23 protein-coding genes are annotated in these 24,873 nt (G+C 52.5%); 7 read left to right on the forward strand and 16 right to left on the reverse strand.

All coding sequences use genetic code 11. The features are described 5' to 3' along the window. Positions 1–14 precede the first annotated feature (14 nt). Complete coding sequence (tyrS, locus tag INP79_RS15005; protein ID WP_194754999.1) at positions 15–1,253, reverse strand: tyrosine--tRNA ligase; 1,239 nt, start codon at positions 1,251–1,253, stop codon at positions 15–17. Positions 1,254–1,372: 119 nt separating this feature from the next. Between tyrS and INP79_RS15010 the strand changes: the two genes are divergently transcribed. Further along, on the forward strand, positions 1,373–2,500 hold the full coding sequence (locus INP79_RS15010; RefSeq protein ID WP_194755000.1) for an anhydro-N-acetylmuramic acid kinase: 1,128 nt from the start codon (positions 1,373–1,375) through the stop codon (positions 2,498–2,500). Between the two features lie 167 nt (positions 2,501–2,667). Next, the gene (gltA, locus tag INP79_RS15015) at positions 2,668–3,957 is read left to right on the forward strand and encodes a citrate synthase (protein ID WP_194755001.1); all 1,290 of its coding nucleotides are present in this window, start codon (positions 2,668–2,670) and stop codon (positions 3,955–3,957) included. Between the two features lie 84 nt (positions 3,958–4,041). Here the strand turns inward: gltA and INP79_RS15020 are convergent, their stop codons facing one another. The 7 genes from INP79_RS15020 to rplM all read right to left on the reverse strand — a co-directional run bounded on the left by INP79_RS15020 (position 4,042) and on the right by rplM (position 7,960). Then, complete coding sequence (locus INP79_RS15020; protein ID WP_228520079.1) at positions 4,042–4,638, reverse strand: GDSL-type esterase/lipase family protein; 597 nt, start codon at positions 4,636–4,638, stop codon at positions 4,042–4,044. A gap of 81 nt (positions 4,639–4,719) precedes the next feature. Beyond that, positions 4,720–5,076, reverse strand: coding sequence for an iron-sulfur cluster insertion protein ErpA (erpA, locus tag INP79_RS15025; protein ID WP_019883715.1), 357 nt, complete (start codon positions 5,074–5,076; stop codon positions 4,720–4,722). Between the two features lie 52 nt (positions 5,077–5,128). After that, complete coding sequence (locus tag INP79_RS15030) at positions 5,129–5,521, reverse strand: polymer-forming cytoskeletal protein (RefSeq protein WP_194755002.1); 393 nt, start codon at positions 5,519–5,521, stop codon at positions 5,129–5,131. A 68-nt stretch (positions 5,522–5,589) separates the two neighbouring features. Continuing rightward, positions 5,590–5,952: a hypothetical protein gene (locus tag INP79_RS15035; protein ID WP_194741209.1), complete on the reverse strand. Its 363-nt coding sequence runs from the start codon at positions 5,950–5,952 to the stop codon at positions 5,590–5,592. Then, on the reverse strand, positions 5,952–6,998 hold the full coding sequence (gene argC, locus INP79_RS15040; RefSeq protein ID WP_194755003.1) for an N-acetyl-gamma-glutamyl-phosphate reductase: 1,047 nt from the start codon (positions 6,996–6,998) through the stop codon (positions 5,952–5,954). Before argC ends, INP79_RS15035 begins: the two co-directional genes overlap by 1 nt. Before the next feature lie 118 nt (positions 6,999–7,116). After that, positions 7,117–7,509, reverse strand: a complete 393-nt coding sequence (gene rpsI / locus INP79_RS15045; RefSeq protein WP_194741207.1) for a 30S ribosomal protein S9 — start codon at positions 7,507–7,509, stop codon at positions 7,117–7,119. 22 nt (positions 7,510–7,531) lie between these two features. Then, positions 7,532–7,960, reverse strand: a complete 429-nt coding sequence (gene rplM / locus INP79_RS15050; RefSeq protein WP_019883720.1) for a 50S ribosomal protein L13 — start codon at positions 7,958–7,960, stop codon at positions 7,532–7,534. A gap of 427 nt (positions 7,961–8,387) precedes the next feature. On the opposite strand from rplM, the gene INP79_RS15055 reads away from it, so the two are divergent. Continuing rightward, positions 8,388–9,953 carry a FimV family protein gene (locus INP79_RS15055; protein ID WP_228520080.1) on the forward strand — a complete coding sequence of 522 codons (1,566 nt, stop codon included), beginning with the start codon at positions 8,388–8,390 and terminating at the stop codon, positions 9,951–9,953. Here INP79_RS15055 and ubiA read toward each other — a convergent pair. From ubiA to thiS, 6 genes are all read right to left on the reverse strand, one after another. Continuing rightward, positions 9,936–10,808, reverse strand: a complete 873-nt coding sequence (gene ubiA, locus INP79_RS15060; protein ID WP_194755004.1) for a 4-hydroxybenzoate octaprenyltransferase — start codon at positions 10,806–10,808, stop codon at positions 9,936–9,938. The genes INP79_RS15055 and ubiA overlap by 18 nt on opposite strands. Before the next feature lie 22 nt (positions 10,809–10,830). After that, entirely contained in the window at positions 10,831–11,385 is a 555-nt protein-coding gene (locus tag INP79_RS15065) for a chorismate lyase (protein ID WP_228520082.1), read from the reverse strand. Between the two features lie 5 nt (positions 11,386–11,390). Next, a complete protein-coding gene (locus INP79_RS15070; protein WP_228520125.1) occupies positions 11,391–12,596 on the reverse strand; it encodes a murein transglycosylase A in 1,206 nt (401 codons plus the stop codon). Between the two features lie 85 nt (positions 12,597–12,681). Further along, positions 12,682–13,065 (reverse strand): Co2+/Mg2+ efflux protein ApaG, encoded by a 384-nt coding sequence (gene apaG / locus INP79_RS15075; RefSeq protein ID WP_194755005.1) that lies wholly within the window; start codon positions 13,063–13,065, stop codon positions 12,682–12,684. A 2-nt stretch (positions 13,066–13,067) separates the two neighbouring features. Next, on the reverse strand, positions 13,068–13,850 hold the full coding sequence (locus INP79_RS15080; RefSeq protein WP_194755006.1) for a thiazole synthase: 783 nt from the start codon (positions 13,848–13,850) through the stop codon (positions 13,068–13,070). A gap of 46 nt (positions 13,851–13,896) precedes the next feature. Beyond that, positions 13,897–14,100: a sulfur carrier protein ThiS gene (gene thiS / locus INP79_RS15085; protein WP_194741202.1), complete on the reverse strand. Its 204-nt coding sequence runs from the start codon at positions 14,098–14,100 to the stop codon at positions 13,897–13,899. A 351-nt stretch (positions 14,101–14,451) separates the two neighbouring features. On the opposite strand from thiS, the gene INP79_RS15090 reads away from it, so the two are divergent. Further along, positions 14,452–14,640, forward strand: a complete 189-nt coding sequence (locus INP79_RS15090; protein WP_194741201.1) for a hypothetical protein — start codon at positions 14,452–14,454, stop codon at positions 14,638–14,640. A gap of 224 nt (positions 14,641–14,864) precedes the next feature. Here INP79_RS15090 and gndA read toward each other — a convergent pair whose 3' ends face one another. Together gndA and INP79_RS15100 are read right to left on the reverse strand one after the other, a co-directional pair. Continuing rightward, positions 14,865–16,379, reverse strand: a complete 1,515-nt coding sequence (gene gndA / locus INP79_RS15095; protein WP_194741200.1) for an NADP-dependent phosphogluconate dehydrogenase — start codon at positions 16,377–16,379, stop codon at positions 14,865–14,867. 170 nt (positions 16,380–16,549) lie between these two features. Next, positions 16,550–17,290, reverse strand: coding sequence for a dienelactone hydrolase family protein (locus INP79_RS15100; protein ID WP_019883731.1), 741 nt, complete (start codon positions 17,288–17,290; stop codon positions 16,550–16,552). Between the two features lie 153 nt (positions 17,291–17,443). Here INP79_RS15100 and INP79_RS15105 point away from each other — a divergent pair, with 153 nt between their 5' ends. The 3 genes from INP79_RS15105 (at position 17,444) to INP79_RS15115 (ending at position 24,871) form a co-directional block, all read left to right on the forward strand. Then, entirely contained in the window at positions 17,444–18,460 is a 1,017-nt protein-coding gene (locus INP79_RS15105) for a serine protease (RefSeq protein ID WP_194755007.1), read from the forward strand. A 63-nt stretch (positions 18,461–18,523) separates the two neighbouring features. Next, positions 18,524–19,804 (forward strand): glutamate-1-semialdehyde 2,1-aminomutase, encoded by a 1,281-nt coding sequence (gene hemL / locus INP79_RS15110; protein ID WP_194755008.1) that lies wholly within the window; start codon positions 18,524–18,526, stop codon positions 19,802–19,804. A 417-nt stretch (positions 19,805–20,221) separates the two neighbouring features. Next, positions 20,222–24,871, forward strand: a complete 4,650-nt coding sequence (locus tag INP79_RS15115) for a glutamate synthase-related protein (RefSeq protein WP_370583288.1) — start codon at positions 20,222–20,224, stop codon at positions 24,869–24,871. The last annotated feature ends 2 nt before the right edge of the window (positions 24,872–24,873 follow it).

Consider the following 24,873-nt stretch of genomic DNA (forward strand, 5'->3'; position numbering starts at 1 on the left):
GTTTAGCAGGCTTTTTATTTAATGGTGATTTTGGCAAACTTGCGTTTACCCACTTGTGCCACCACAGTCATGCCTTTAGCCAGCGGCAGGTTTTTGTCCTCCACCTTCACGCTATCCAGTTTCACGCCGCCCTGCTGCACCGCACGCATGGCCTCACTGGTGCTCTCGACCAGGCCGGCCTGCTTGAGCAACTGGCTGATGCCTATGCTGTCGCCATCAATCACCACTTCCACCTCAGGCACATCATCAGGAATACCGCCTTTGGCACGTGTCTGGAAGTCCTGCAGGGCTTTTTCAGCCGCGGCCTGGCCGTGAAAGCGGGCGACGATTTCTTGTGCAAATCCAACCTTGATATTGCGCGGATTGTCACCAGCAGCCACTTGCGCCTTCCACTCGGCAATCGTTTCCAGGGTAGCAAATGACAGCAGGTCAATGTAACGCCACATCAGGTCATCAGAAATAGACATGATCTTGGCAAAAATCGTCTCTGGCGCTTCGCTGATACCAATGTAATTACCCAAGGACTTGGACATCTTGTTGACGCCGTCCAAGCCTTCCAGCAGCGGCATCATCAGCACACACTGCTGTGACTGGCCAGCCTGCTTTTGCAACTCACGGCCCATGAGCAGGTTAAATTTCTGGTCTGTGCCACCCAGTTCCAAATCTGCCTGCAACGCGACAGAGTCATAGCCTTGCAACAATGGATACAAGAACTCATGAATCGCAATCGGCTGGTTGCCTTTGAAGCGTTTGGAGAAATCATCACGCTCCAGCATACGGGCCACCGTGTGGCTGGCTGCCAGCTTAATCATGCCCGCCGCCCCGAGGTCGCTTAACCATTTGGAGTTAAACACAATCTCGGTTTTGGCCGGATCCAGAATCTTGAACACCTGTTCAGAATAAGTATCGGCATTGGCTTTGACCTGCTCAACGGTTAACGGTGGACGCGTGGTACTTTTGCCGGTCGGGTCACCGATCATGCCGGTAAAATCCCCGATCAGGAACAAAATCTGGTGCCCCAGATCCTGCAACTGGCGCAATTTGTTAATCAGCACGGTGTGCCCCAGATGCAAATCAGGTGCGGTCGGGTCAAACCCGGCTTTCACACGTAAAGGCTTGCCGGTTTTCAGCTTTTCAATCAGCTCCTGCTCAATTAACAACTCATCGGCACCGCGTTTGATAATCGCCAGGGCGTTTACAATGTCTGGACTCAGGGCTTCAGCCGCCGTTGAGGCTTGGTTTACGTCTGTCATAAAGATTCTTTTTTGAAGCGCGCGTTGCGCGCGCTTCGTCACGAAAGTAAAACAGCTATTTTAACGTAATCCCAGGCATTTCTGTAAGCAAGGCATGAGCAGTGTTACACTTATGCCTTATGAATTTTTCTGCCCCGCCCACTCAAACACGCCTATTTATTGGCCTGATGTCTGGTACCAGTCTGGATGGGGTGGATGCAGTGCTGGTCGCACAACAAGACGGGCATCTGCAGCAACAAAGCCAGTTTTTTCTGCCTTATCCTGCGGATATCAGACAAATCCTGCTGGATCTGCATACCCCAGCTGTCAACGAATTACATACTGCCGCTATAGTGTCCAACCAGCTGGCAGACCTGTACGCAGCGGCAGTTCAAGGCTTATTGCAAACAGCAAATATCTCTGCCGCAGCTGTCACCGCCATTGGCTGCCATGGGCAAACCATACGCCACTGCCCTGATCTGGCCAACGGCCAGGCCTATACTGTGCAGTTAGGCAATCATGCGCGCCTGGCTGAGCGCACAGGCATCACCGTGGTTGGCGATTTCCGCAGCCGAGATATTGCCGCTGGCGGCCAGGGAGCACCCTTGGTGCCCGCCTTTCACCAGGCAATCTTTGCGGCAGCTGATACCCATCGAGTGATCTTGAATATTGGCGGCATTGCCAACCTGAGTGATTTACCTATAAGTGGCAGCGTGACCGGGTTTGATTCCGGCCCCGGCAACTTGCTCATGGATGCCTGGACCCTGCAACACACCGGTCAGACGTATGATGCCGGAGGTGCCTGGGCAGTGCGCGGCAGCGTCAATCAAGCGTTGCTGGACGCATTGCTCGCGGAGCCGTATTTTGCGCTCCCCATCCCTAAAAGTACCGGGCGCGACCTGTTTAACCAAACCTGGCTCAACGCACACCTGCAAACCCATGCGGATACACCTCAGAATGTCGCCCGCACGCTGCTGGAATTGACCGCTGTGACGATTGCCCAGGCTTTAAAGCAACATTGCAGCGGTGCTACCGAGATTTATGCCTGTGGCGGCGGTGCACATAATCTTGCCCTAATAGACCGGCTGCAAACGCTATGCGGACTACCGGTGCAACGCACCGACGTACTCGGCATTGGGGTCGACTGGGTGGAAGCCGTTGCCTTTGCCTGGCTGGCGCAACGCTGCCTGGATCATCAACCCGGCAACCTGCCTGCCGTCACCGGCGCAGCAGGGCCACGAGTGTTAGGTGCGATTTACCAAAATTAAACCGAAGACACCCTAAAGCAGTGCGAATGCACTCAACGTTTGATTTAAACTGGTGCAGGATTGAAGACGATTTTTTAACTTTTCCATGCTCATTTCTGCACAAGCACCCATATTCAAAAACGATTGCGTATAATTTAGACAACCTAGACTTAAAGACAGAGTACGTTATGGCTACCAAAGCGACCATTACATTTGACAACGACAGTGCTGCAATTGAATTACCCGTCTTAAAAGGCTCTTTGGGCACAGATGTGATCGACATCCGCAGCCTGGGCAAACACGGCTACTTCACCTTTGACCCCGGCTTTATGTCTACCGCCTCGTGTAACTCGGGCATCACTTTTATCGATGGTGAACAAGGCCTGCTGTATTACCGCGGCTACCCGATCGAGCAACTGGCAGAAAACTGTGACTTCCTCGAAGTCTCATATCTGCTGCTCAATGGCGAATTGCCAGACCTGCAACAGCGTGAAGAGTTTGTCGGCACCATCCGCCAGCACACCATGCTGCACGACCAGATGAGCAATGTATTCCGCGGTTTCCGCCGTGATGCCCACCCGATGGCCGTCATGATTGCCGTCGTCGGCGCCATGGCAGCATTTTACCCCGACAATAACAACGTGGCAGACCCGGAATCGCGTAAAGTAGCCGCCATGCGCTTGCTAGCCAAAGTGCCAACAATCGCCGCCTGGAGCTATAAATACAATATAGGTGAGCCATTCATGTACCCAAAAAACAAATTGGGTTACGCTGAAAACTTCATGCACATGATGTTCGCCACGCCATGCGAAGAATACGTGCCCAACCCGATCCTGGCCCGCGCGTTTGAACGCATCCTGATCCTGCATGCGGATCACGAACAAAACGCCTCAACCTCGACTGTGCGCCTGGTCGGCTCCAGTGGCGCCAATCCATTTGCCTGTATCGCCGCGGGCATTGCCTCACTGTGGGGCCCATCCCATGGCGGCGCTAACGAGGCCACCCTCAATATGCTGGAAGAAATTGGCGATGTCAGCCGCATTGGTGAATTCATCAAACGCGCCAAAGACAAATCCGACAGCTTCCGCCTCATGGGCTTTGGCCACCGTGTTTACCGCAATATGGATCCACGCGCCTCTATCATGCGCAAGACCTGCCACGAAGTGCTTAACGAACTCGGACTGCATGACGACCCAATGTTCAAACTGGCCATGGAGCTGGAAAAAATCGCACTCGAAGATGAATACTTCGTTTCGCGCAAACTGTACCCCAATGTAGATTTCTACAGTGGCATCGTCATGCGCGCGATGGGCATCCCCAACTCCATGTTTACCGCCATTTTTGCCCTGGCGCGCACCGCAGGCTGGATTTCACAATGGTGCGAAATGAACGCAGACCCCGACCAAAAAATTGGCCGTCCGCGCCAGTTGTATGTCGGTTCAGAAAGAAGAGAGTTTGTGCCGCTGCATCAGCGCTAGCCGCAGGCTGCATCAGCAAAAATAAAAAGCCCGACATCAGCAGATTGTCGGGCTTTTTATTTTCTCCAATACCTATCGCCTCCGCTAACGCAACACACCAAGATCATGGAATTGTTTTGTCAGTGCATCCGCCAGCTGACGATAACCTTCTGCATTCGGATGCACTTGATCAGCACGCAGTCGGCCATCTGACAAGACAGCAGACACCGCGTTGGGCACTAATAATGCGCCAGTTGCCTCGGCCGCGCGTGCATAGAGCGGATGATCACTGAGCGGACCAGCCAGGCTCACTTCCGGCATAGCAATCAATATAGCGACCGCATCCGTCTGCTGTACTAGATGTACGATACTTTTCAGGTTCTCCTCGACACGCGCTGGCGCCATTTGCCGCAAGAAATCATTGCCGCCCAACTCAACAATGACCAATCTAGGCCGATGCTGTGCCAATAAGCCAGGTAAGCGTGACAAACCACCGCTGGAAACATCTCCAGCAATACCGGCATTGATGACCTGCCAGCCGGTCTTGCGTGCCAGCAGTGTCGGATAATCCTGCGTACCATGCTCGGCGCCTGTACCGTAGCTAATGCTATCGCCCAGCACAAGTACGGTCGCGCCAGCAGGGATAGCCTGCACCTCCACTGCATGCTTGGTACAGCCCTGGCCGATAACAGCCATACTCATGACAAGTATCAGCCGACATAAAAAAAGCCAAGCACACGCTTGGCTTTTCTCAATCATAAAACGCATGACTGAATGCAGTCGTTAAACCGAGAACGAACTACCACAACCACAAGTGGTGGTCGCATTCGGGTTACGAATCACGAACTGTGAACCTTGCAGGCTGTCGGTGTAATCAATTTCGGCACCGGCCAGGTATTGCAAGCTCATCGGGTCGATCAGCAATGTCACGCCGTCTTTATCCACTTGCGTATCATCGTCGTTCACTTCTTCTTCAAAAGTAAACCCGTACTGGAAACCTGAGCAACCACCGCCGCTCACAAACACGCGCAGTTTCAGGTCAGGGGTGCCTTCTTCGTCAATCAGCTCTTTGACTTTTTTGGCGGCGTTGTCGGTGAATACCAGCGGTACTGGCATTTCTAGGGTAGCTTCTGCGGTCATCATAGACTCCTGTCAAATTCTCAATAACAATATGGCGACGAAAAATTTAATTTCAAGTCGTCTCTGGTTCGGCAGTTTCTGCCTGCTCGCCCAGATAAATCAGTTTTCCTTCAATCACGGCGCCCGTATGCATTTCCAGCGACTTGTAATACAAGTCACCCACAATCCGTGCCTTGCTTTGCAATTCAATAAACACAGAGGATCTGACCGGGCCGCGTATCATGCCATTCAAGACTATTTTAGAAGCTTCTACCGCGCCTGTCACCGCCCCGTTTTCACTAATGATCAAAGTGCTGGGGTGTTCACGTTTTTCAATCACATTGCCGGCAATCAAACCATCGACTCTCAAGCCACCGGCAAACTGCATATTGCCATTGATTTGTGTCTCATGGCCAATCAGGGTATCAATGTGGCTATCGATTTGAACGCTTTTTTTGAAAAACATGCTACTTCCTGTTCAGAATTATCTTAAATGGCGATGCCCATTAAGCATCAGCCATATCATGCAGCCTGCTAACGCTTGGTCATATTCTTGTAAAACACCAATTCTTCTTTCAGTTTGATGCTTTCATCCTGCTGCGCTGTGAGCGTCTTGGCCAGGTTGTTACTGGTGGCCAGCTCCACTTGCAGCTCACGCTGCGAGGCAATCAGTTTTTTCTGTAATTCAATATTTTCGGTGGTCACTTGACGCAAACGCTGGCGTATATGCTCACCATCATCATCATGCACCACCCAGTAGGCTAATGCAAAACCAATCAGGACATAAGAAACCGCCAGCATGCTTTGAAAATACCAGGGCCTGTGCGAGCGTACTGCCACCTGCTTGGCGGTTAGGCCAAAATGGTTCCTCAGTCTTCTGCGTATCGGCCGGATCATTATGGCAACAACGGCAGCACTTGCAAACCGGCATCCGGTGCCAAGTTAAACATCAAATTCATATTCTGTACCGCTTGGCCAGAAGCGCCTTTGACCAGGTTGTCCTGCACGACAACGATTGTGACATAATCGCCCGCTTGTGGGTATAGCGCCATCCGCAAAACGTTGGCACCGCGAACTGAGCGTGTTTCCGGCAGTGAGCCTGCAGGCATCACATCCACAAAAGTGGCGCCCTGGTAACGTTGCTCATAGACTTGTTGCAACGCCTGTTGCCTGCCTTGTGCGTTAAGTTTGACATGTAAAGTGGTCAGCATGCCACGAATCATCGGAATCAAATGCGGAACGAATATGAGGTTGACCGCTTCGCTACCGGACAGTTTCTTTAACTGGGCCAGAATTTCGGGATGGTGCCGGTGCCCAGCCACGCCGTAGGCTTTCAGGTTATCGCTGGACTCTGAGAACAAGGTGCCCACTTCGGCTTTTCTACCAGCACCGGAGACGCCGGATTTGGCATCGGCAATAATAGGCACAGAAAAATCAATCCAGCCCTGCTCCAACAACGGAGCCAGGCCTAGCAATACCGTGGTCGGGTAGCACCCAGGATTACCAATCACTTGTGCCTGCTGCACATCAGCGGCATATAACTCCGGCAAACCATACACGGCTTCTTTCAGCACGTCCGTACAGCTATGCGGCAACTTGTACCACTTTTCGAACTCAACGGCATCTTGCAGGCGGAAATCAGCCGCCAGATCAATCACTTTCACGCCTGCCGCCACCAGCGCAGGCGTTTGTGCCATGGCAACGCCATGCGGCGTGGCAAAAAAGACGACATTACATTGCGTTAAATCGACCGTAGCGGGATCGCTGAACTTTAAGTCCACAACACCACGCAAGCTGGGAAACATATCGGCGACCGGCAATCCAGCCTCGCCCCTGGAGGTAATCACTTGCAATTGCACATTAGGATGCCTTGCCAGCAAACGCAGCAACTCAACACCGGTATACCCCGTTCCGCCTACAATGCCAACTTTGATTTTTTCCATATCTTTAAACCAGATGCGCGTTCAACAACGACCCATGCATAAAAAGTAAAACAATATAAATGAAAAAGGCCGCCAATGCGACCTTTTTGCACAACAGGTTTGTAACAAACCTTGGAAATTAACGTTTGGAGAACTGTTTACGACGACGCGCTTTACGCAGGCCGACTTTCTTACGTTCAACTTCACGTGCATCACGTGTGACGAAACCAGCGTGAGACAATGCGCTCTTCAAAGCTGCATCGTAGTCAATCAACGCACGGGTAATGCCATGACGCACTGCACCCGCTTGACCGGATTCACCACCACCATGCACATTCACCAGAATATCAAAGCTGGCTGTGTTGTTAGTCAATTCCAGTGGTTGACGCAAAATCATGCGAGAAGTCTCGCGTGAGAAGTAAACGTCAACTGGCTTGTCGTTGACCACGATGTTGCCACTGCCGGACTTCAGGAACACACGTGCCACTGAACTTTTGCGGCGGCCGGTGCCGTAGTTGTATTTACCGATCATGTTTTATCCTAATCGTCTTAAATTAGATGGTTAATGGTTGCGGTTGTTGCGCAATGTGCTCGTGCTTGTCGCCCGCATACACTTTCATTTTCTTGATCATGGCATAGCCCAAAGGACCTTTTGGCAACATGCCTTTCACAGCTTTCTCCAACGCACGACCTGGGAAACGATCTTGCATTTTTGAGAATGAAGTTGTAGTGATACCGCCTGGGTAACCGGAGTGACGGTGGTACAACTTGTCGCCAGCCTTGTTACCGGTTACTTTAATTTTGTCCGCATTGACTACGATGATGTAGTCGCCAGTATCCACGTGTGGTGTGTAAATAGCTTTATGCTTACCACGCAGGCGATGAGCGATTGCGCTGGCCAAACGACCCAATACCAAGTCAGTGGCGTCGATCACGAACCAGTCACGTTGTACTTCATGCGATTTTGCTGAAAAAGTTTTCATTTTATAACTACCGAGTTATAGCGTATAAATTAAGAGGGCGGATTATAAGTCAGCTTGAGAAAGGTTGTCAACGAATTATTCTAAAATAATCCGAACTAGCCTGACGGCATCAGGTTGCTGACTAAGGCAAGCAATTTTGTGGCTTTTTTGCCATCAATTATGCAAATTACCTGACATAAAACGTGCTTTTATCACAAACAAGCCTTGTTTTTTCAAGGATAATTGCAACTGGGTGCTATATTAGCTCAAGTTTTGACTTTCTGCACCCGTTTACTTGTTGCGACTGAATTGATTTAAGCCATCGCCATTTAACTAAACAGCAGCACCGACACTAAAAATAATTTTGATACTTTCGGGCATATACAAAGCTAAACAATATATTCACGCCGCCAGTTGGCGAGGGCTTTGCGCTTCCCTGCTGTTTGCGTTGACGCCCTTGCTGCAAGCTGCAGAGTTCGGTGCACTATCCATTGAGTCTGCGCCTGGCCAGCCACTGCTGGCACAACTGCCACTGAATCATGTGCAGACCAACACTGACATCAGTTGCTTCAGCCTGAACCAATCTTCCAAACAAGCCTCAGCAGATTCCAATCCTGTCCACCTGGAGTACACCACCCTGGGTAGCCAACAGGGCGTTTTAATGCTGTGGTCTGATGCCGCCATTGCCAGCCCACTGACGCTGACACTTACGGATCGCTGCCAGCAGTCGCGACAAACTGTCACTATTCACCCCGACAATACCGTCGCCATCGCCATGACAGCTATGCCGCCTCCTGTCAGCAACACAACGCCTGAGCCGGTTGCCACTCAACCAGAAGCCGTAGAGTTACCGCCCGCGCCACCAGCTATCCCGGTGGAGGCCTATACCGCACTGCAAGCGCAAATCAATGATTTGCAGCAAAACTTCAAACAACTGCAAACCAAGTCTGACGTGTTGTATGCCAGCAACCTGGCGCAAGCAGACATACTGGCAACCCTGAAAACCCAGCTGACCCGCCTGCAAAACGAAAACCACTTATTGCGTACCTTGGTGATTGCCCTAGGGCTCGCACTGATTGCCAGCGGCTTTTTCTTTGCTGACTGGTTACGCCGCCACGCTGCCGTGCCCAAAGTGATGAAGCCGCGCCGCGCGTCCAAGCAAAGTGAAGCGCCATCCATACCGACCGAGGGTGCATCCGGCCCGGCGACGCGCCCATTAAGCGGCAAACCTTTTTCCGCCACTGTATTGCCAACCCAGCAGACGAGTGACGCCAACCGCCTGCATACGCCGACACAACCACCAACGCCGACCAAAACAAGCAGCCGGTTAAAATCGGTGCCCATGCATGCCAACGATGATGCGGTGATGCCACACGGCGTACCGCAGAAAGTGAGCTCACAGCAAAGCACCCAGACAGTGATGCAGGATGCCTCACGCCTGTTTACACATGGCCGGGTGAATCAGGCGATTGATCATTTGCAACAGCATTTGGCCAAACACCCGAAATCCTCGCCCTGGATGTGGTTGTATTTACTGGATTTGCTATCTAAAGAAGGCAAGCAGCAAGAGTTTGATATTGTGGCTGGCGAATGCCGCAAGCACTTCAACCTCAACGTCGAACACGCGCCGGACTTGAAACAGCAAGGCATTGAATCGTTCCCGCGCGTGATGAAGGCTTTACAGCAGGCTTGGGGCACACCGCAGGTGATTGCCTTGATTGATGACCTTGTTTACAACACGCGACTGGTACCACGCATGGGCTTTGAGCGCAGCGTGTTTGAAGACCTGATGCTACTGAAGGAAATTGCCTGCCAGACACAAAACCTGCCTGCCGTGCCGCCAGCGCCAAAAACGGCTGACCATGAAGAACCGATCAATGGCAATTTGCGCGAATTGCAGCAACTGTCAGAAGATCTTTATATTTTGGCGCCGGTTGAACACACACCGTTCCAATACTGGACAGACTTTACCTTTGAGTTGGACGAACCTTCAACATTACGCAAGTCCGCCTAAACCGTAGCTGGCTGCCAGCCCGGCGGTCAATGCCGCACCAATCCAGACATTCTCCAGAAACGCCTTGAAACAATCGCTAGGCTGCCGGTGACGAATCAGCGTATATTGCCGCCATAACTGCACAGCCGCCGCGCCCCAACCCAGCCAGAATGGCCAGCCCAGTGAGAGTATATGCGCAACATAGGCCAATATCAGCAGCATGGCGGCAAAGCACACCATAATCGCCAGCACATCAAAACGGCCGAAGGTGATGGCTGACGAGCGGATGCCTATTTTGAGGTCATCTTCGCGGTCGACCATGGCATAAGCCGTGTCATAAGCGACCGACCAGCAGACGTTGGCCAGCAATAGCCACCAGGCGACCGCAGGCACCTGCCCCTGCAAGGCAACAAAGGTCATCGGGATGCCAAAGCCAAAGGCAATGCCCAGATAGGCTTGTGGAATGGCAAAAAAGCGCTTGGTGTAAGGATAACTGACGGCGAGAAACAGCGCGGGCACAGACCATAACACGACCTGCCAGCCCAGCGTACACACCAGCACAAATGCCAGCAACGATAATCCCGCTGCAACCAGGTAGGCTTCCTTGACAGAGATTTCCCCTGTCGCCAACGGCCGCTGATGGGTGCGCGCCACGGCGCCATCCCAATGCCGGTCAGCAATATCATTCAACGCACATCCGGCTGATCGCATCAGTATCGTGCCCAACACAAACACGCACACCACCCACCATTGCGGCCGCCCCTGTCCGGCAATCAGCAGACCCCACAGGGTCGGCCATAACAGCAGCCAGATGCCGATAGGCTTATCCAGCCGTGTCAGCCGGTAATAAGCATGCCATTGGGCGAGTGATCGCATAAAAAAGGATTCCTGATAAGGATTAACGAACAGGTGGCCGGACGCAAGTCGGCAAAAACACTTCAGTGACCAGCAAGCGATAATGCCGCAGACAAAACAATGAGCGCCTGGCCCATAGCCTCTGTGACATTTGCACGGAGGCATGACGGCAAAAAGCCTGGTGCAGCGGGTGCGCAGGTGACAGCTTGCGGTAGTGTAACCGACCACGCTGCACGCTGGCATTGGCAAACAGTGCTGCACCCAATGGCACACGCCCGATCTTGCGCAACTGACACCATGCCCCTCGCAGATCCTTGCGGGCAATGACGCTGTGCGCAAACACCTGCGGCTGTCCCTCGCCCATGAGCATCACCTCACGCACCCAGGCATGGGTAGCCGCTGGCAATCTCAACAATCCCTGTTCATCGACATTCGGCTTGCGCCAACCTTGAGATAAGACCTGCACAGCGAAATCCGGATATTGACGTTTTAAGCGCGCAGTTAACGAGCCACGCTCCTGCAACCATGGCCGCAAAGGCAACTGGCCAACAACATGCGCTTGCCAGCCGGAATCCTGCCTGTCATGAATGCGGTGCATGGCAGCTAGCGCGGCAAGGGGAATGTTTTAGGCAACCACACCCACAGCTGCCCTTGCTGGCGCATTGCACCTGCCAACTTGCCGGCGGACTCGCCCTCTCCCCAATAGACATCCGCCCGTACGCCACCTTTAATGGCACCGCCGGTGTCTTGCGCTTGCATCAGCTGCTGCAACGGGGCTTCCGAATTCGGGTAGGTGGTCGCCAGGTAAACTGGCGCACCCAATGGAATATAAAACGGGTCGACCGCAATACTGCGCGCAGCGGTTAATGGCACACCCAACGCCCCTAGCGGGCCGGACAACCCTGAAGGTAAAAATTTAAAAAATACGTAGCTAGGATTCGCATCCAGCAAGGCGCGCAATTGATCCGGATGTTGCTGCCCCCAGGTTTTAATCCCTTGCATAGAGGCTTCACTCGCCACCATTTCGCCACGCTCGACTAACAGCTTACCGATAGACTGGTATGGATGTCCGTTTTGGTCCGCGTAGCCCACCGGCAATCGCTCACCGTTTTCAAGCTCGACAATGCCTGAACCTTGCACCTGCAGGAAAAACGCTTCAACAGCATCATTGACCCATACCAGTTCATTGCCCGCCAGTGGCGATTGCGTTTGCTCAATATCTGCACGTGAGTAATAAGGGATGAGTGACTGCCCTTGCAAGCGGCCTCGCACGCGCTTGTATTTGAGCTCAGGAAACAGCCCGGACAAGTTCACTGTAATCAGGTCAGCAGGTGTTTTATAGAGTGGCACCGGGTAGCGGGCGCTGGCGGTACGCGCACCTTTTAATACCGGCTGGTAATAGCCGGTCATCAAACCTTGCGGCGCACCTTCTGGCTGCTGTGTCTGATACACATTAAAATATTGCTGCCAATAAGCTTGGATAGCGACAGCATCATCGGCCTTGACCAGCAAAGCCACAGCACAGACGGCTTGCCAGTCAGGCTTGTTTTTGAGTCCCTGGCAGCCCTGCATCCACGCACGCCAGCTTGTAACCCAGTCCTCTTTTGCCAGTCCAGGCAATTCTGCCCAACTGGCTGGCTTTAACAGGGCATAAGGCTGCGTCGGCACATTGCTCGCCGCTGGTTTTTCAGGCGCTGGTGCCACAGGCGGCTTAGCTGGTGTGGTTGGTTTGGTGACGGGGGGCACGCTTTGGCAACCCGCCAGCAAGCACATGGAGGCCAGCACAATCGCCTGGCAGAATTTGAGCATATGGTTGGCTATCACTGTGTTGTTTTTTGCAATGTCGATATTTGGCGTATGCATACGCCGGATTAAGTCAGCCACATCAACACGCTTAGTGCAAACCGGCAGCCTGATGTAACCAAAAGGTCGGGATATCCACCTCAAACCAGTGACCATCCACCGCAACCATTTGATACGTACCAAACATTTCACCACTTGGCGTGCTGAACATGACGCTACTGGTATAGCGATATTCAGCCTCAGGCGCCAGCAGCGGCTGGTCACCCACCACGCCCAGGCCTTTCACCTCGCGCACTTGCTGCATGGCATCAGTAATGACCCAATGACGGCTGATGAGTTGCACCGGCGTCTTACCGGTATTGCGGATGGTGATGGTGTAGGCATACACATATTGCCCCGCCTCGGGTGACGATTGCGCGGCCAAATACTCGGTAGCAACCGACACCTCGCATGCATATAAGCCAGTATCCGTCACGATTAGCCTATCATGCCTGTGGTTGGGGAGCTTGGGCTGGCAGAATACAGCTTCTTCGCCATGCGCCCGGCCAGGAATGACTCGCGACCCGCTTCAACCGCTTTTTTCATCGCGCTAGCCATTAGCACCGGGTCACGCGCCGCAGCAATCGCCGTGTTCATCAGCACCCCGGCACAGCCGAGCTCCATAGCAATCGCCGCATCAGAGGCACAGCCCACACCCGCATCAACCAGCACCGGGATCTTGGCACTTTCAATAATAATCTGCAGGTTCCACGGATTTAAAATGCCCATGCCGGAACCAATCAACGAGGCCAGCGGCATCACGGCGACACAGCCGATGTCTTCCAGTTGCTTGGCAATAATCGGGTCATCCGAGGTATACACCATCACCTCAAACCCCTCTTTCACCAGCGTTTTGGCTGCGGCAATGGTCTCAGTCACATTCGGGTATAAGGTGTTAGGGTCACCCAGCACCTCCAGCTTGACCAGCTTATGGTCATCCAGCAACTCACGCGCCAGGCGCAAGGTGCGTACCGCATCATCCGCACTGTAACAGCCAGCCGTATTTGGCAAATAGGTAAACTCACTGGGTGGCAAATAATCCAGCAAAGAAGGTTCACTGGCATTCTGGCCAATATTGGTCCGGCGGATGGCCACGGTGACAATTTCTGCGCCACTGGCATCAATGGCGGCACGTGTCTGCGTAAAATCCTTGTATTTGCCGGTGCCCACCAACAAGCGGGACTGATAAGACTTACCAGCGATTACCAAAGCGTCATTCATATTCAAAACTCTCTATTCAATGCTTTTCAAAACGGTCTGCCAGCCATTAGCCGCCACCAACAGCGCCCACAATTTCCAGCTTATCATCCGCCTGCAACTGCACATCGGCAAATTGGCTGCGCGGCACAATGTCGCCATTGCGCTCAATGGCAATGCGCTTGCCGGTGAGCTGCATATGCTCCACCAGCGCCAGCACGCTCATGGCCTCAGCGGGCAGTACCGTGGCTTTACCGTTGACAAAAATTTGCATGCCGCTCTTCATTTTTGATTAATCAAGCCGATATTTTACGAAAAATCAGCGCATTTGGCTTTCAGTTTTTCGTGCGCAGTCTTTTTTCATGTGTGGTGCAAGCACAAGCGTGCTTAAAGCCTGTCATCCGAACCGAATGGACATGCGTTAAGGTAGGGAAACATGGCACCATGTTTGCTTGTATGTTGTAGCAATACAAATATGTCGTAAGAAATTGACAAGTTTGGTCATCACGGCAGAGTTCACATTGCTGTACAAGGAACTTTTTGTTAATTTTGGCGCCACATGCACGACGAACACAATTCGTCGTTTTGTGCCCCGAATATTGGAAATCCCAAAAGGAATATTGAAATGCAAACCGCTCAGTCACACCAAGCCACTCCGTCCAAGCTTTTTTTAGTGGACGAAATCTATGCACCAAGCCTGAACCCTTCTGCCGCCAACCTGGCGGATGCCAAGGCAGCCATTGAAGCACAGCAACACACGAAAGCCATTAACGAGTTACACCGCTTTCTAGAGTCCAGCTGCGACTGCGTTTAATCACGCAGCATTCGCTGGCACAAGACCCGGTTTCGGGTCACGATTTTTACTCAATGCAGACACTGCGTTGAGTCTCAATACACTGATCTGAACTCAGCCTGTAGCTGGCTTTGCTTCCCTTAAAACAGGGCTTTCTGATCATTTCACAAAAAAAGATGGCGACTAGCGCCATCTTTTTTATTTATGCATCTCGCGGGCACCATTGCCAGTGCCCGACAAAACGATTACTCAATCGCCAGTTGCGGACGACCAGCTTCTGGCCAATCCAGGTGGAAGAACTGACCACGTGGTTGGTCTTTACGCTCATAGGTATGTGCGCCAAAGTAATCACGCTGACCTTGCAACAGGTTTGCAGGCAAATCTGCACTTCTGTAACCATCGTAATATGCCAACGCCGCAGCAAAGCCTTGCGCCGGGATACCATTGGTCACTGCCAGTGCAATCACCTTACGCCAGCCCGCCTGACCATCGTTCATCGCATTGGTGAAGTATGGATCCAGCATCAGGTTTTTCAGACGTGAATTCAATGCATAAGCATCGGTGATTTTTTGCAGGAAACGCGCGCGGATGATACAACCGCCACGCCAGATTTGGGCAATCTCACCGAAGTTGAGTTTCCAGTTATAAGCCACTTGTGCTTTGTCGATCAGTTGGAAGCCTTGTGCGTAAGCGCAGATTTTGGAGCAATACAAGGCATTCTTAATCGCTTCAATAATGGCAGCCTTGTCTTTCTCTTGCACAATCGCCGGACCTTTAAGAATTTTGCTCGCTTCTACGCGCTCTTCTTTCAGGCTGGACAACGCACGGGCATACACTGCCGCAGCAATCGCATTTGCTGGCGCACCCAGTTCGAGCGCGTTGGCAGCAGTCCATTGGCCAGTGCCTTTTTGGCCAGCGGTATCCAGGATCTGGTCAACCAGGAAGCCTTTGCCCGCAGGGTCTTTTTGCTGCAGGATGTCAGCGGTAATTTCGATCAGGAAGCTGGACAACTCACCTTTGTTCCACTCGGCAAACACTTTACCGATTTCATCCGCAGGCATGCCCAGCAGGTTTTTCATCAGCCAGTAGGCTTCGCAAATCAACTGCATATCAATGTATTCAATGCCGTTGTGCACCATTTTCACATAATGGCCAGCACCGTCAGGGCCGATATATTCAGCACAAGAGAAACCACCTTCCACCGGTTTGCCTGGTGTGCCACCTTCTAAAGGTGCGCCGGTCACAGGGTCAACCTTGGCGGCGATATCACGCCAGATCGGTTCCAGGCTAGACCATGCCTTACGGGTGCCGGATGGCATCAATGAAGGGCCAAAACGCGCACCGGTTTCACCACCAGACACACCAGAGCCAATAAACTCGATGCCTTTGGCAGCCAGCTCTTTTTCACGGCGGATGGTGTCCGTCCACAAGGCATTGCCACCATCAATAATAATGTCGCCCTGCTCCAAAAATGGCAGCAAAGCGTTAATTGTCACGTCAGTGGCACTCCCAGCTTTCACCAGCAGTACGATTTTACGAGGACGTTTGATGCTCAATACAAAAGAAGCCAGATCGGCATGACCTACCACGCGCTCGTGCGAAGGCTCATTCTTTTTGCATTCCTCAATGAAGTTCAGCATTTTTTTTGGGTCACGGTTATAGACCGCAATGGTATAGCCGTGATCCGCAATGTTAAGCGCCAGGTTTTGGCCCATCACTGCCAATCCCACCAATCCAATATCCGCATTTTTTGTAGTCATAGTTATCTCTAATAAATGGTTAATTTAGTTGTAAAAAAAGCACAGGCTTTTGGCCTGTGCTTGGACTAGGGTATGTATTGAATATTGCATGCTCGTTGTGTTGAAATTCGCAACTGGCATACTATATTCAGCACCGTAGTTTTCTTTCACTCAAGTTTGCTAGCAATCACTTACTTGAGTACGTTTCCGAACATTTGCAAGGTCAATTGATACCCGAGGTTGACCAGTTGCGCATCGTAACGTTCCCCTTCATCGCGCATAAAGGCATGTTGGCCATTAAATTCATGCCAGGTGTAATGCAAACCAGGCAAGGCCGCAAAGCGGTTATAGAGCTCCGCGCGCTTGTCGCCCGGAATGTGTGGATCCTGCTTGCCCCAGATCATCAGCAGCTCGCCCTTGATCTCGTTGACGCGCTCCATGCTGTGCTGGCCTGGTTTGTTAGGAATAATATTGGTATGCAAATCAGTGGCGTAGAAGCAGGCAGTTGCTTTCACTTCTGGTTGTAACGCGGCACGGAAAGCCAGGTGGCCACCGATACAGAAACCAGCAGCACCCAAATTGCCGTCATACCAGGCTTGTGCGTTCAGGTAATCAATCATGGCACGGTTGTCGGTGTCATACGCTTGCACGTCTTTAGCCATTTTGTCGGCATTGCCTTTGTCGCGGCCAGCGTCGTCATAGCCTAATACAGTGCCAATCGGGTTTAATTCATGAAACACTTCCGGCACCAGCACAGCATAGCCATGACCCGCTAAAAAGCGTGCAGCACGCTCAATTGGGCCTGTTTGCTGAAAAATTTCGGAATAAAACAAAACCGCAGGTACTTTGCCATCGTGTTTTGGACGATGAACATAAGTACGCATCACTCCGGTTGGAGTGTTTAAATCGACGATTTCGCTTGTAATCAGCATGGTAAATCCTTAAGACAATCAAAAATATCGGCTATTCTAGCGCTGTTTGCATGGCTTTTCACGGGTTATTGTGGGCCGGAATGAGAATTTTTTGCATTTTTGAGTCAAAAACAGATTGCAATGACAGCTTGTCATCCTATCGCCGGAGTTCATATGCGCTTATTGCCCTATATCTTCACATTACTGGCTTACGGGCTGCTGACACAGGCGGCACATGCCCAGCCCGACCTGGACCTGGTTTACCACCTCAAAGCTTCGGTAGTCAAAGTGCACGCCTTAACCAACAGCGGCGGCCACGGTGTCGGTAGCGGTGTCGTCGTCGATAAAGATACGGTTGCCACCAACTGCCATGTGGTTGCGCATAGCAACGGTATCAGCATTTCTAAGTTTGGCGACAGCATGAGCCCGGTCGAGATGATTGCCGACTGGCGACATGATATCTGCCTGCTGAAATTCAAATATCTTGAATTACCAGCGGTCAAACTCGCCTCAGCCGCTTCACTGCATTATGGCGATGAGGTATTTTCGATTGGCTTCCCGGGCGGCCCGCCCAAACCACAGACCATCGCAGGCAAGGAGCGTGCCTTATACCCTTACGACGGCAGCCTCATTGTACGCACGGATGCTGCCTTTATGATGGGTTCCAGTGGCAGCCCGACCTTCAACCAGGCTGGCGAGCTGGTATCCCTGAGCACGTTCAAAAGCCCGGGCAAGGATGCTTATTTTTATAGCGTGCCTGTAGAGTGGATACAACACCTGATGCAACAGCGCGCTGTAACGACTACGGTGCCCGATGCCACCGCCTTTTGGGATTTGCCTGCGGATGCACGCCCGTATTGGATGCAAGTGGTGCAGCCTTATCAAACCGGGGATTGGCAGGCGTTAGAAAGCATTGCACGCGCATGGCTTATGCAAGAGCCGCAATCGGCGGAGGCCAATTTTTACCTGGGCAGCGCGCTACATGGCCAAGGGCAAGCTGGCCCGGCGCAACAAGCCTATGAACGTGCAGTGAGTTTACAGCCCGCCCATATTGACGCCTGGCGCGGTCTGGCTATCCTGGCACAACAAACGCAACAGCCCACCTTGCTGAGCAATGCCGAGCAACATATCCAGCAACTGGACAGCCAGGCCTGGCCGGGCATTCAACAGCGCCTGCAACAACTGCAGTAGCATGATCAAGCGCGCCCGCTCTGATAGAATACGTTTTTTTGATGTTTAGCAGATTACATATCCATGACCTCTCGCAACCAGCAATTGTTTGAAAAATCCCAGCAACTGATTCCAGGCGGCGTCAACTCGCCAGTGCGCGCGTTTCGCAGCGTGGGCGGCACGCCTATCTTCTTTAAAAAAGGCCTGGGCTCCAAACTGTGGGATGTCGATGGCAAAGAATATATCGACTACATCAACTCCTGGGGGCCGATGATCCTGGGGCATGCGCATCCTGAAGTCATCGCCGCCGTGCAGCAAGCGGCTGCCAATAGCCTGAGCTTTGGTGCGCCCACCGGCCTTGAGCTGGAAATGGCCGAGCTGCTTAACGCGCTAGTGCCTAGCATGGAACAAGTACGCTTGGTGAGCAGTGGCACCGAAGCCACCATGAGCGCCATCCGCGTTGCGCGCGGCTTTACCAAGCGCAGCAAAATCATCAAATTTGAAGGCTGCTACCACGGCCACGCCGATGCTTTATTAGTCAAAGCTGGCTCCGGCTTGCTGACGTTTGGCGAGCCAAGCTCGGCTGGTGTGCCTGCAGAAGTGGCTGCTCACACCTTGACGCTGGACTACAACAACACGCAAATGCTCAAAGATACCTTTGCCAGCATCGGCGATGAAATCGCCTGCGTGATTCTGGAGCCCGTCGTTGGCAACATGAACCTAATCGTGCCGCATCAGGAATTCTTGCAAACCCTGCGCGAACTATGTACCCAACACGGCACAGTACTGATTTTTGACGAAGTGATGACCGGTTTCCGCGTGGCCCTGGGCGGCGCACAAGCCTTGTATGGCATCACACCTGACATGACGACATTGGGCAAAGTCATCGGCGGCGGCTTACCGGTCGGTGCTTTTGGTGGCCGCAAAGACATTATGGGTGTATTAGCGCCATTAGGCCCGGTCTACCAAGCGGGCACGCTCTCGGGCAACCCGGTGGCGGTCACAGCAGGCCTGACCACCTTGAAATTGGTGCAAACGCCAGGTTTTTATGAAAAACTGACCACACAAACAACCAAGCTCACCGCAGGCCTGACCCAGGCAGCGCAGGCCGCAGGCGTGACGTTTAGCGCGCAGAGTGTAGGCGGTATGTTTGGCCTGTACTTCAGTGCCAGCCACCCAAGCAGCTATGCAGAGATGATGCAGGCAGACAAAAATGCCTTTAACAAATTCTTTCACAGCATGCTGGACAGCGGCATTTACCTCGGCCCGTCCGCCTTTGAAGCAGGTTTTGTTTCAGCAGCGCATACCGATGCAGATATCGCGCAAACAGTACAGGCAGCAGCGACCGCTTTCGCAAGCCTGTAATCCCTCATGATCATGCGGCACGCCCATCCACTGGTGTGCCGCATGATGCAAATAAAGCCAACGGACCACATAAAAGCACAAGCCTCACATTGGGCGCTTAAATAAGACAATTCAAATGCGCGCCTTATTTCAAGGCGTCAATCCGCAAAAACCCACTTTCCTCAATTAAAACAGCGCACATCTCGTACACAACGTGCGCAACCGTGCCGTAAAAACAGCCAAACTTCGGTCTCGGCTGCCATTTTTAACGGGTAAATAAAAACCATTCTCAATTGAAATGAAAAAATAGATTTATCCGTTATTTAACGCAGGCTAAACAATTGAAATTGCTAAACTTTAACGGTATCATTGAAGGTTCCTCCAAATGTTTTGTAAGTGAAGAATCTGGCAATGGACATGCAGTCTGACAACAACGTGATGAGTGCTTCTCAAGATACCGCAACCGCTCTGGACGACCAGTTTGGTTTAGCTCCCCAATCTCAGGGTTTATACGACAGACGCCACGAAAAGGATAGCTGTGGCGTTGGCTTTGTGGCCCATATCAAAGGCCAAAAGAGCCACGATATCGTCGCCAAGGGCCTGCAACTGCTGGACAACCTGACGCACCGTGGTGCGACCGGTTACGACCCTAAACTGGGTGACGGCGCTGGCTTGCTGATGCAAATGCCTGACACCTTCATGCGCGAAGAAGCCGCCAAATTGGGCATGACCTTGCCTGCCGCAGGCCAATACGCCGTGGGCCAGGCTTTCCTGCCACAAAATGCAGATAACCGCGCCAAATGCGAAGCCATTTTTGCGCAAATCATCGCTGAAGAAAACCAGACCTTGCTGGGCTGGCGCGATGTGCCTGTTGACAACAGCAATATCGCTGATGCCGCGCGTGCCGTTGAGCCGGTCATGCGCCAGGTATTTATTGCCAGCACAGCCACTGACAGCACTGTCTTTGAACGCAAATGCTTCGTGATTCGCAAGCGCATTGAGCATGCGATTCGCGCGCTCAACCTGCAAGACAAAGCACAGTTCTACATGCCTTCATTCTCGTCCCGCACCATTGTCTACAAAGGCATGTTGCTGGCAAACGAAGTAGGCATTTACTACACAGACCTGAAAGATGCGCGAGTGGTCTCGGCATTAGCCCTGGTGCACCAGCGTTTTTCTACCAACACCTTCCCAGCCTGGGATCTGGCCCACCCATTCCGCATGATTGCGCACAACGGTGAAATCAACACCGTACAAGGCAACGTTAACTGGATGGCGGCACGTCACGAAACCATGAAGTCTGCCGTCTTGGGCGAAGACCTGGAAAAACTGTGGCCATTGATCGCCGAAGGCCAGTCTGACTCTGCCTGTTTTGACAACTGCCTGGAACTGCTGGTGGCCGGTGGTTACAGCCTGCCGCACGCGATGATGATGCTGATCCCGGAAGCCTGGGCCGGTAATCCACTGATGGATGAAGACCGTCGCGCTTTCTACGAATACCACGCTGCGCTGATGGAGCCATGGGATGGCCCGGCTGCCGTGGCGTTCACCGATGGCAAAATGATTGGTGCCACCCTGGACCGTAACGGTTTGCGCCCAGCGCGCTACCTGGTCACAGAAGATGACATCGTGATGATGGCATCTGAAATGGGTGTGATCACCTTCCCACAAGAAAAAATCGTTAAAAAATGGCGCTTGCAGCCAGGCAAAATGTTGCTCATCGACATGGAGCAAGGCCGCATTATTGATGACGAAGAAGTAAAAACTGAGTTGGCCCAAGCCAAGCCTTACCGTCAATGGATTGAACAAACCCGCTTCCACCTGACCGAGTTGCCAAATGTTGGCAACGGCGAAGTCAGCCTGAACGCTGACTTGCTGGATACGCAACAAGCCTTCGGTTATTCACAGGAAGACCTGAAGTTTGTGCTGCAACCGATGCTGGACAACGGTGAAGAAGGCTCCGGCTCCATGGGTAACGACGCGGCATTGCCGGTGTTGTCTAACAAAGCCAAAACCTTGTACAACTACTTCAAGCAGTTGTTCGCACAAGTGACCAACCCGCCAATCGACCCGATTCGTGAAGAATTGGTGATGTCATTGGTGACGTTTATTGGCCCTAAACCTAACCTGCTGGCGGTTGACGAAACCAACCCACCATTGCGCCTGGAAAGCAGCCAACCGGTATTAAGCCTGGACGGCCTGGAAAAACTCAAACAAATTGAGTCCCTGACCAAAGGCCAGTTCAAGTCCATCGTGCTGGACCTGACTTACGACGCTGCCCAAGGTAAAGCAGGCATGAAACAGGCACTGGACATCCTGCATGACCAGGCCGAAAAAGCCGTGCATGACGGTTACAACGTATTAATTCTGTCTGACCGCAGCGTGTCTGCCAGCCGCATCGCGATTCCGGCGCTGCTGGCCTGTTCGGCCACACACGAGTTCCTGGTTAAAGCAGGCTTGCGCACCAGCACAGGCCTGGTGATTGACACTGGCTCAGCACGTGAAGTACACCACTTTGCCCTGTTGGCAGGTTACGGCGCCGAAGCAGTGTGCCCATGGTTGGTGTATGAAACCATGAAGACCATGACCAGCGATGTTGAAAAAGCAGGCAAAAACTTCGTCAAAGCGATCGGCAAAGGCTTGTACAAAGTGATGTCCAAAATGGGCATCTCGACCTACCAGTCTTACTGTGGCGCACAGATTTTCGAAGCGATCGGCTTGAACAGCCAGTTCGTTAATGACTACTTCACCGGCACAGTGAGCCAGATTGAAGGTATCGGTCTGGAACAAGTCGCAGAAGAAACCGTACGCTTGCATAGCCAGGCCTTTGGTACCGACCCGGTATTGTCCAACGCACTGGAAGCCGGCGGCGAATACGCCTTCCGTGTCCGTGGTGAAGAGCACTTGTGGACACCACAGTCCATCAGCAAACTGCAAAATGCGACCCGTACTGGCCAGTATGACACTTACAAAGAGTATGCTGCTCTGATTAACGACCAGACCCGCCGTCACATGACCTTGCGCGGCCTGTTCGAAATCAAATCAGCAGGCAAAGCGATTCCGCTGGATCAAGTGGAGTCTGCCAAAGACATCGTCAAGCGCTTTGCAACTGGCGCCATGTCACTGGGCTCCATCTCTACCGAAGCGCACGCGACTTTAGCGATTGCGATGAACCGTATTGGCGGTAAGTCCAACACTGGTGAAGGTGGTGAAGACGTTAAACGTTTTATTCCGGTACAAGTGGATTCCAGCATTGCCAAAGTGCTGGGTTCTGACCTGATTGAAGCCGACGTAGCCTTGAGGGCTGGCGACTCTATGCGCTCACGCATCAAGCAAGTGGCTTCCGGCCGCTTTGGTGTGACGGCTGAGTACCTGAGCAGCGCCGACCAGATTCAGATCAAGATGGCGCAAGGCGCTAAACCAGGTGAAGGTGGCCAATTACCAGGCCATAAAGTTTCCCCATACATTGCGAAATTGCGTTTCTCAGTGCCTGGCGTAGGCTTGATCTCACCACCACCTCACCACGATATTTATTCGATTGAAGATTTGGCGCAGTTGATTCATGACCTGAAAAACGCTAATCCAAAAGCGTCTATTTCAGTGAAACTGGTATCAGAAACTGGTATCGGCACGGTGGCTGCTGGCGTGGCCAAAGCCAAGTCCGACCACATTGTGGTGGCAGGTCATGACGGTGGTACTGGCGCTTCGCCAATTTCATCGATTAAGCATGCCGGCACGCCATGGGAACTCGGCCTGGCCGAAACCCAGCAGACCCTGGTATTGAACCAGTTGCGTGGCCGTGTTGTGCTGCAAGTGGATGGCCAGATGAAAACAGGCCGTGACGTATTAATCGGCGCCCTGCTGGGTGCAGATGAGTTCGGCTTTGCCACCGCACCACTGGTGGTTGAAGGCTGTATCATGATGCGTAAGTGTCACTTGAACACCTGTCCGGTTGGCGTGGCCACACAAGACCCAGAGCTGCGCAAGAAATTTACTGGCCAGCCAGAGCACGTCGTCAATTACTTCTTCTTCGTTGCTGAAGAAGTGCGTGAATTGATGGCCAGCATTGGTATTGCCAAGTTTGATGACCTGATCGGTCGTGCAGACTTGCTGGACATGAAAGCCGGTATCGAGCACTGGAAAATCAATGGCCTGGACTTCAGCAAGGTATTCCACTTGCCAGAAATGCCAGCCAGCGTGTCACGCAAAAACAATGATGTACAAGACCACGGCCTGGTCAAAGCACTGGACAATCAACTGATTGAACTGGCAAAACCAGCGTTGGAAAAAGGCGAAAAAGTCAGCATCGCACTGCCTATCGTCAACACTAACCGCACCGTAGGCACCATGTTGTCACACGAAGTCGCCAGCCGTTATGGTCATGCAGGCTTGCCGGATGACACCATCAGCGTCAAATTTACAGGGACTTCCGGCCAGAGCTTTGCCGCATTCCTGGCCAAAGGCATCACCTTTGAGCTGACAGGTGAAGGTAACGACTACGTCGGTAAAGGCTTGTGTGGCGGTCGCATCATCATCAAACCACCAGCAACCTTCCGCGGTTTGTCTTACGAGAACATTATTGTCGGCAACACCGTCATGTACGGTGCAACCACCGGTCAGAGCTTCTTGAGCGGCGTCGCAGGCGAACGTTTCTGCGTACGTAACTCTGGTGCAACGGCAGTGGTTGAAGGCGTGGGTAACCACGGTTGTGAATACATGACCGGCGGTACTGTGCTGGTCCTGGGTCCGACTGGCCAGAACTTTGCAGCAGGCATGAGCGGCGGTATTGCCTATGTCTACGACATTGATGGCAAATTTGCCCAACGTTGCAACATGAGCATGGTGTCACTGGACAAAGTGGAAGCTGCTGAAGCCGATGTTGGTAAAGTGCAGCACATGGGCCAACCTGATGAAGTGATTCTGAAGGGCTTGATTGAGCAGCACCTGGCATTAACAGGCAGCCCACGCGCCAAAGAGTTGCTGGCCGACTGGCCTGCTTCACGTGCGAAATTCGTTAAAGTATTCCCGAATGAATACAAACGCGCACTGACCGAAATGGCAGCAGCTTCTGCCAAACAAGCCGCTTAATC

This window comes from Methylophilus sp. QUAN, from assembly GCF_015354445.1.
In the GTDB taxonomy this organism is placed as follows: domain Bacteria; phylum Pseudomonadota; class Gammaproteobacteria; order Burkholderiales; family Methylophilaceae; genus Methylophilus.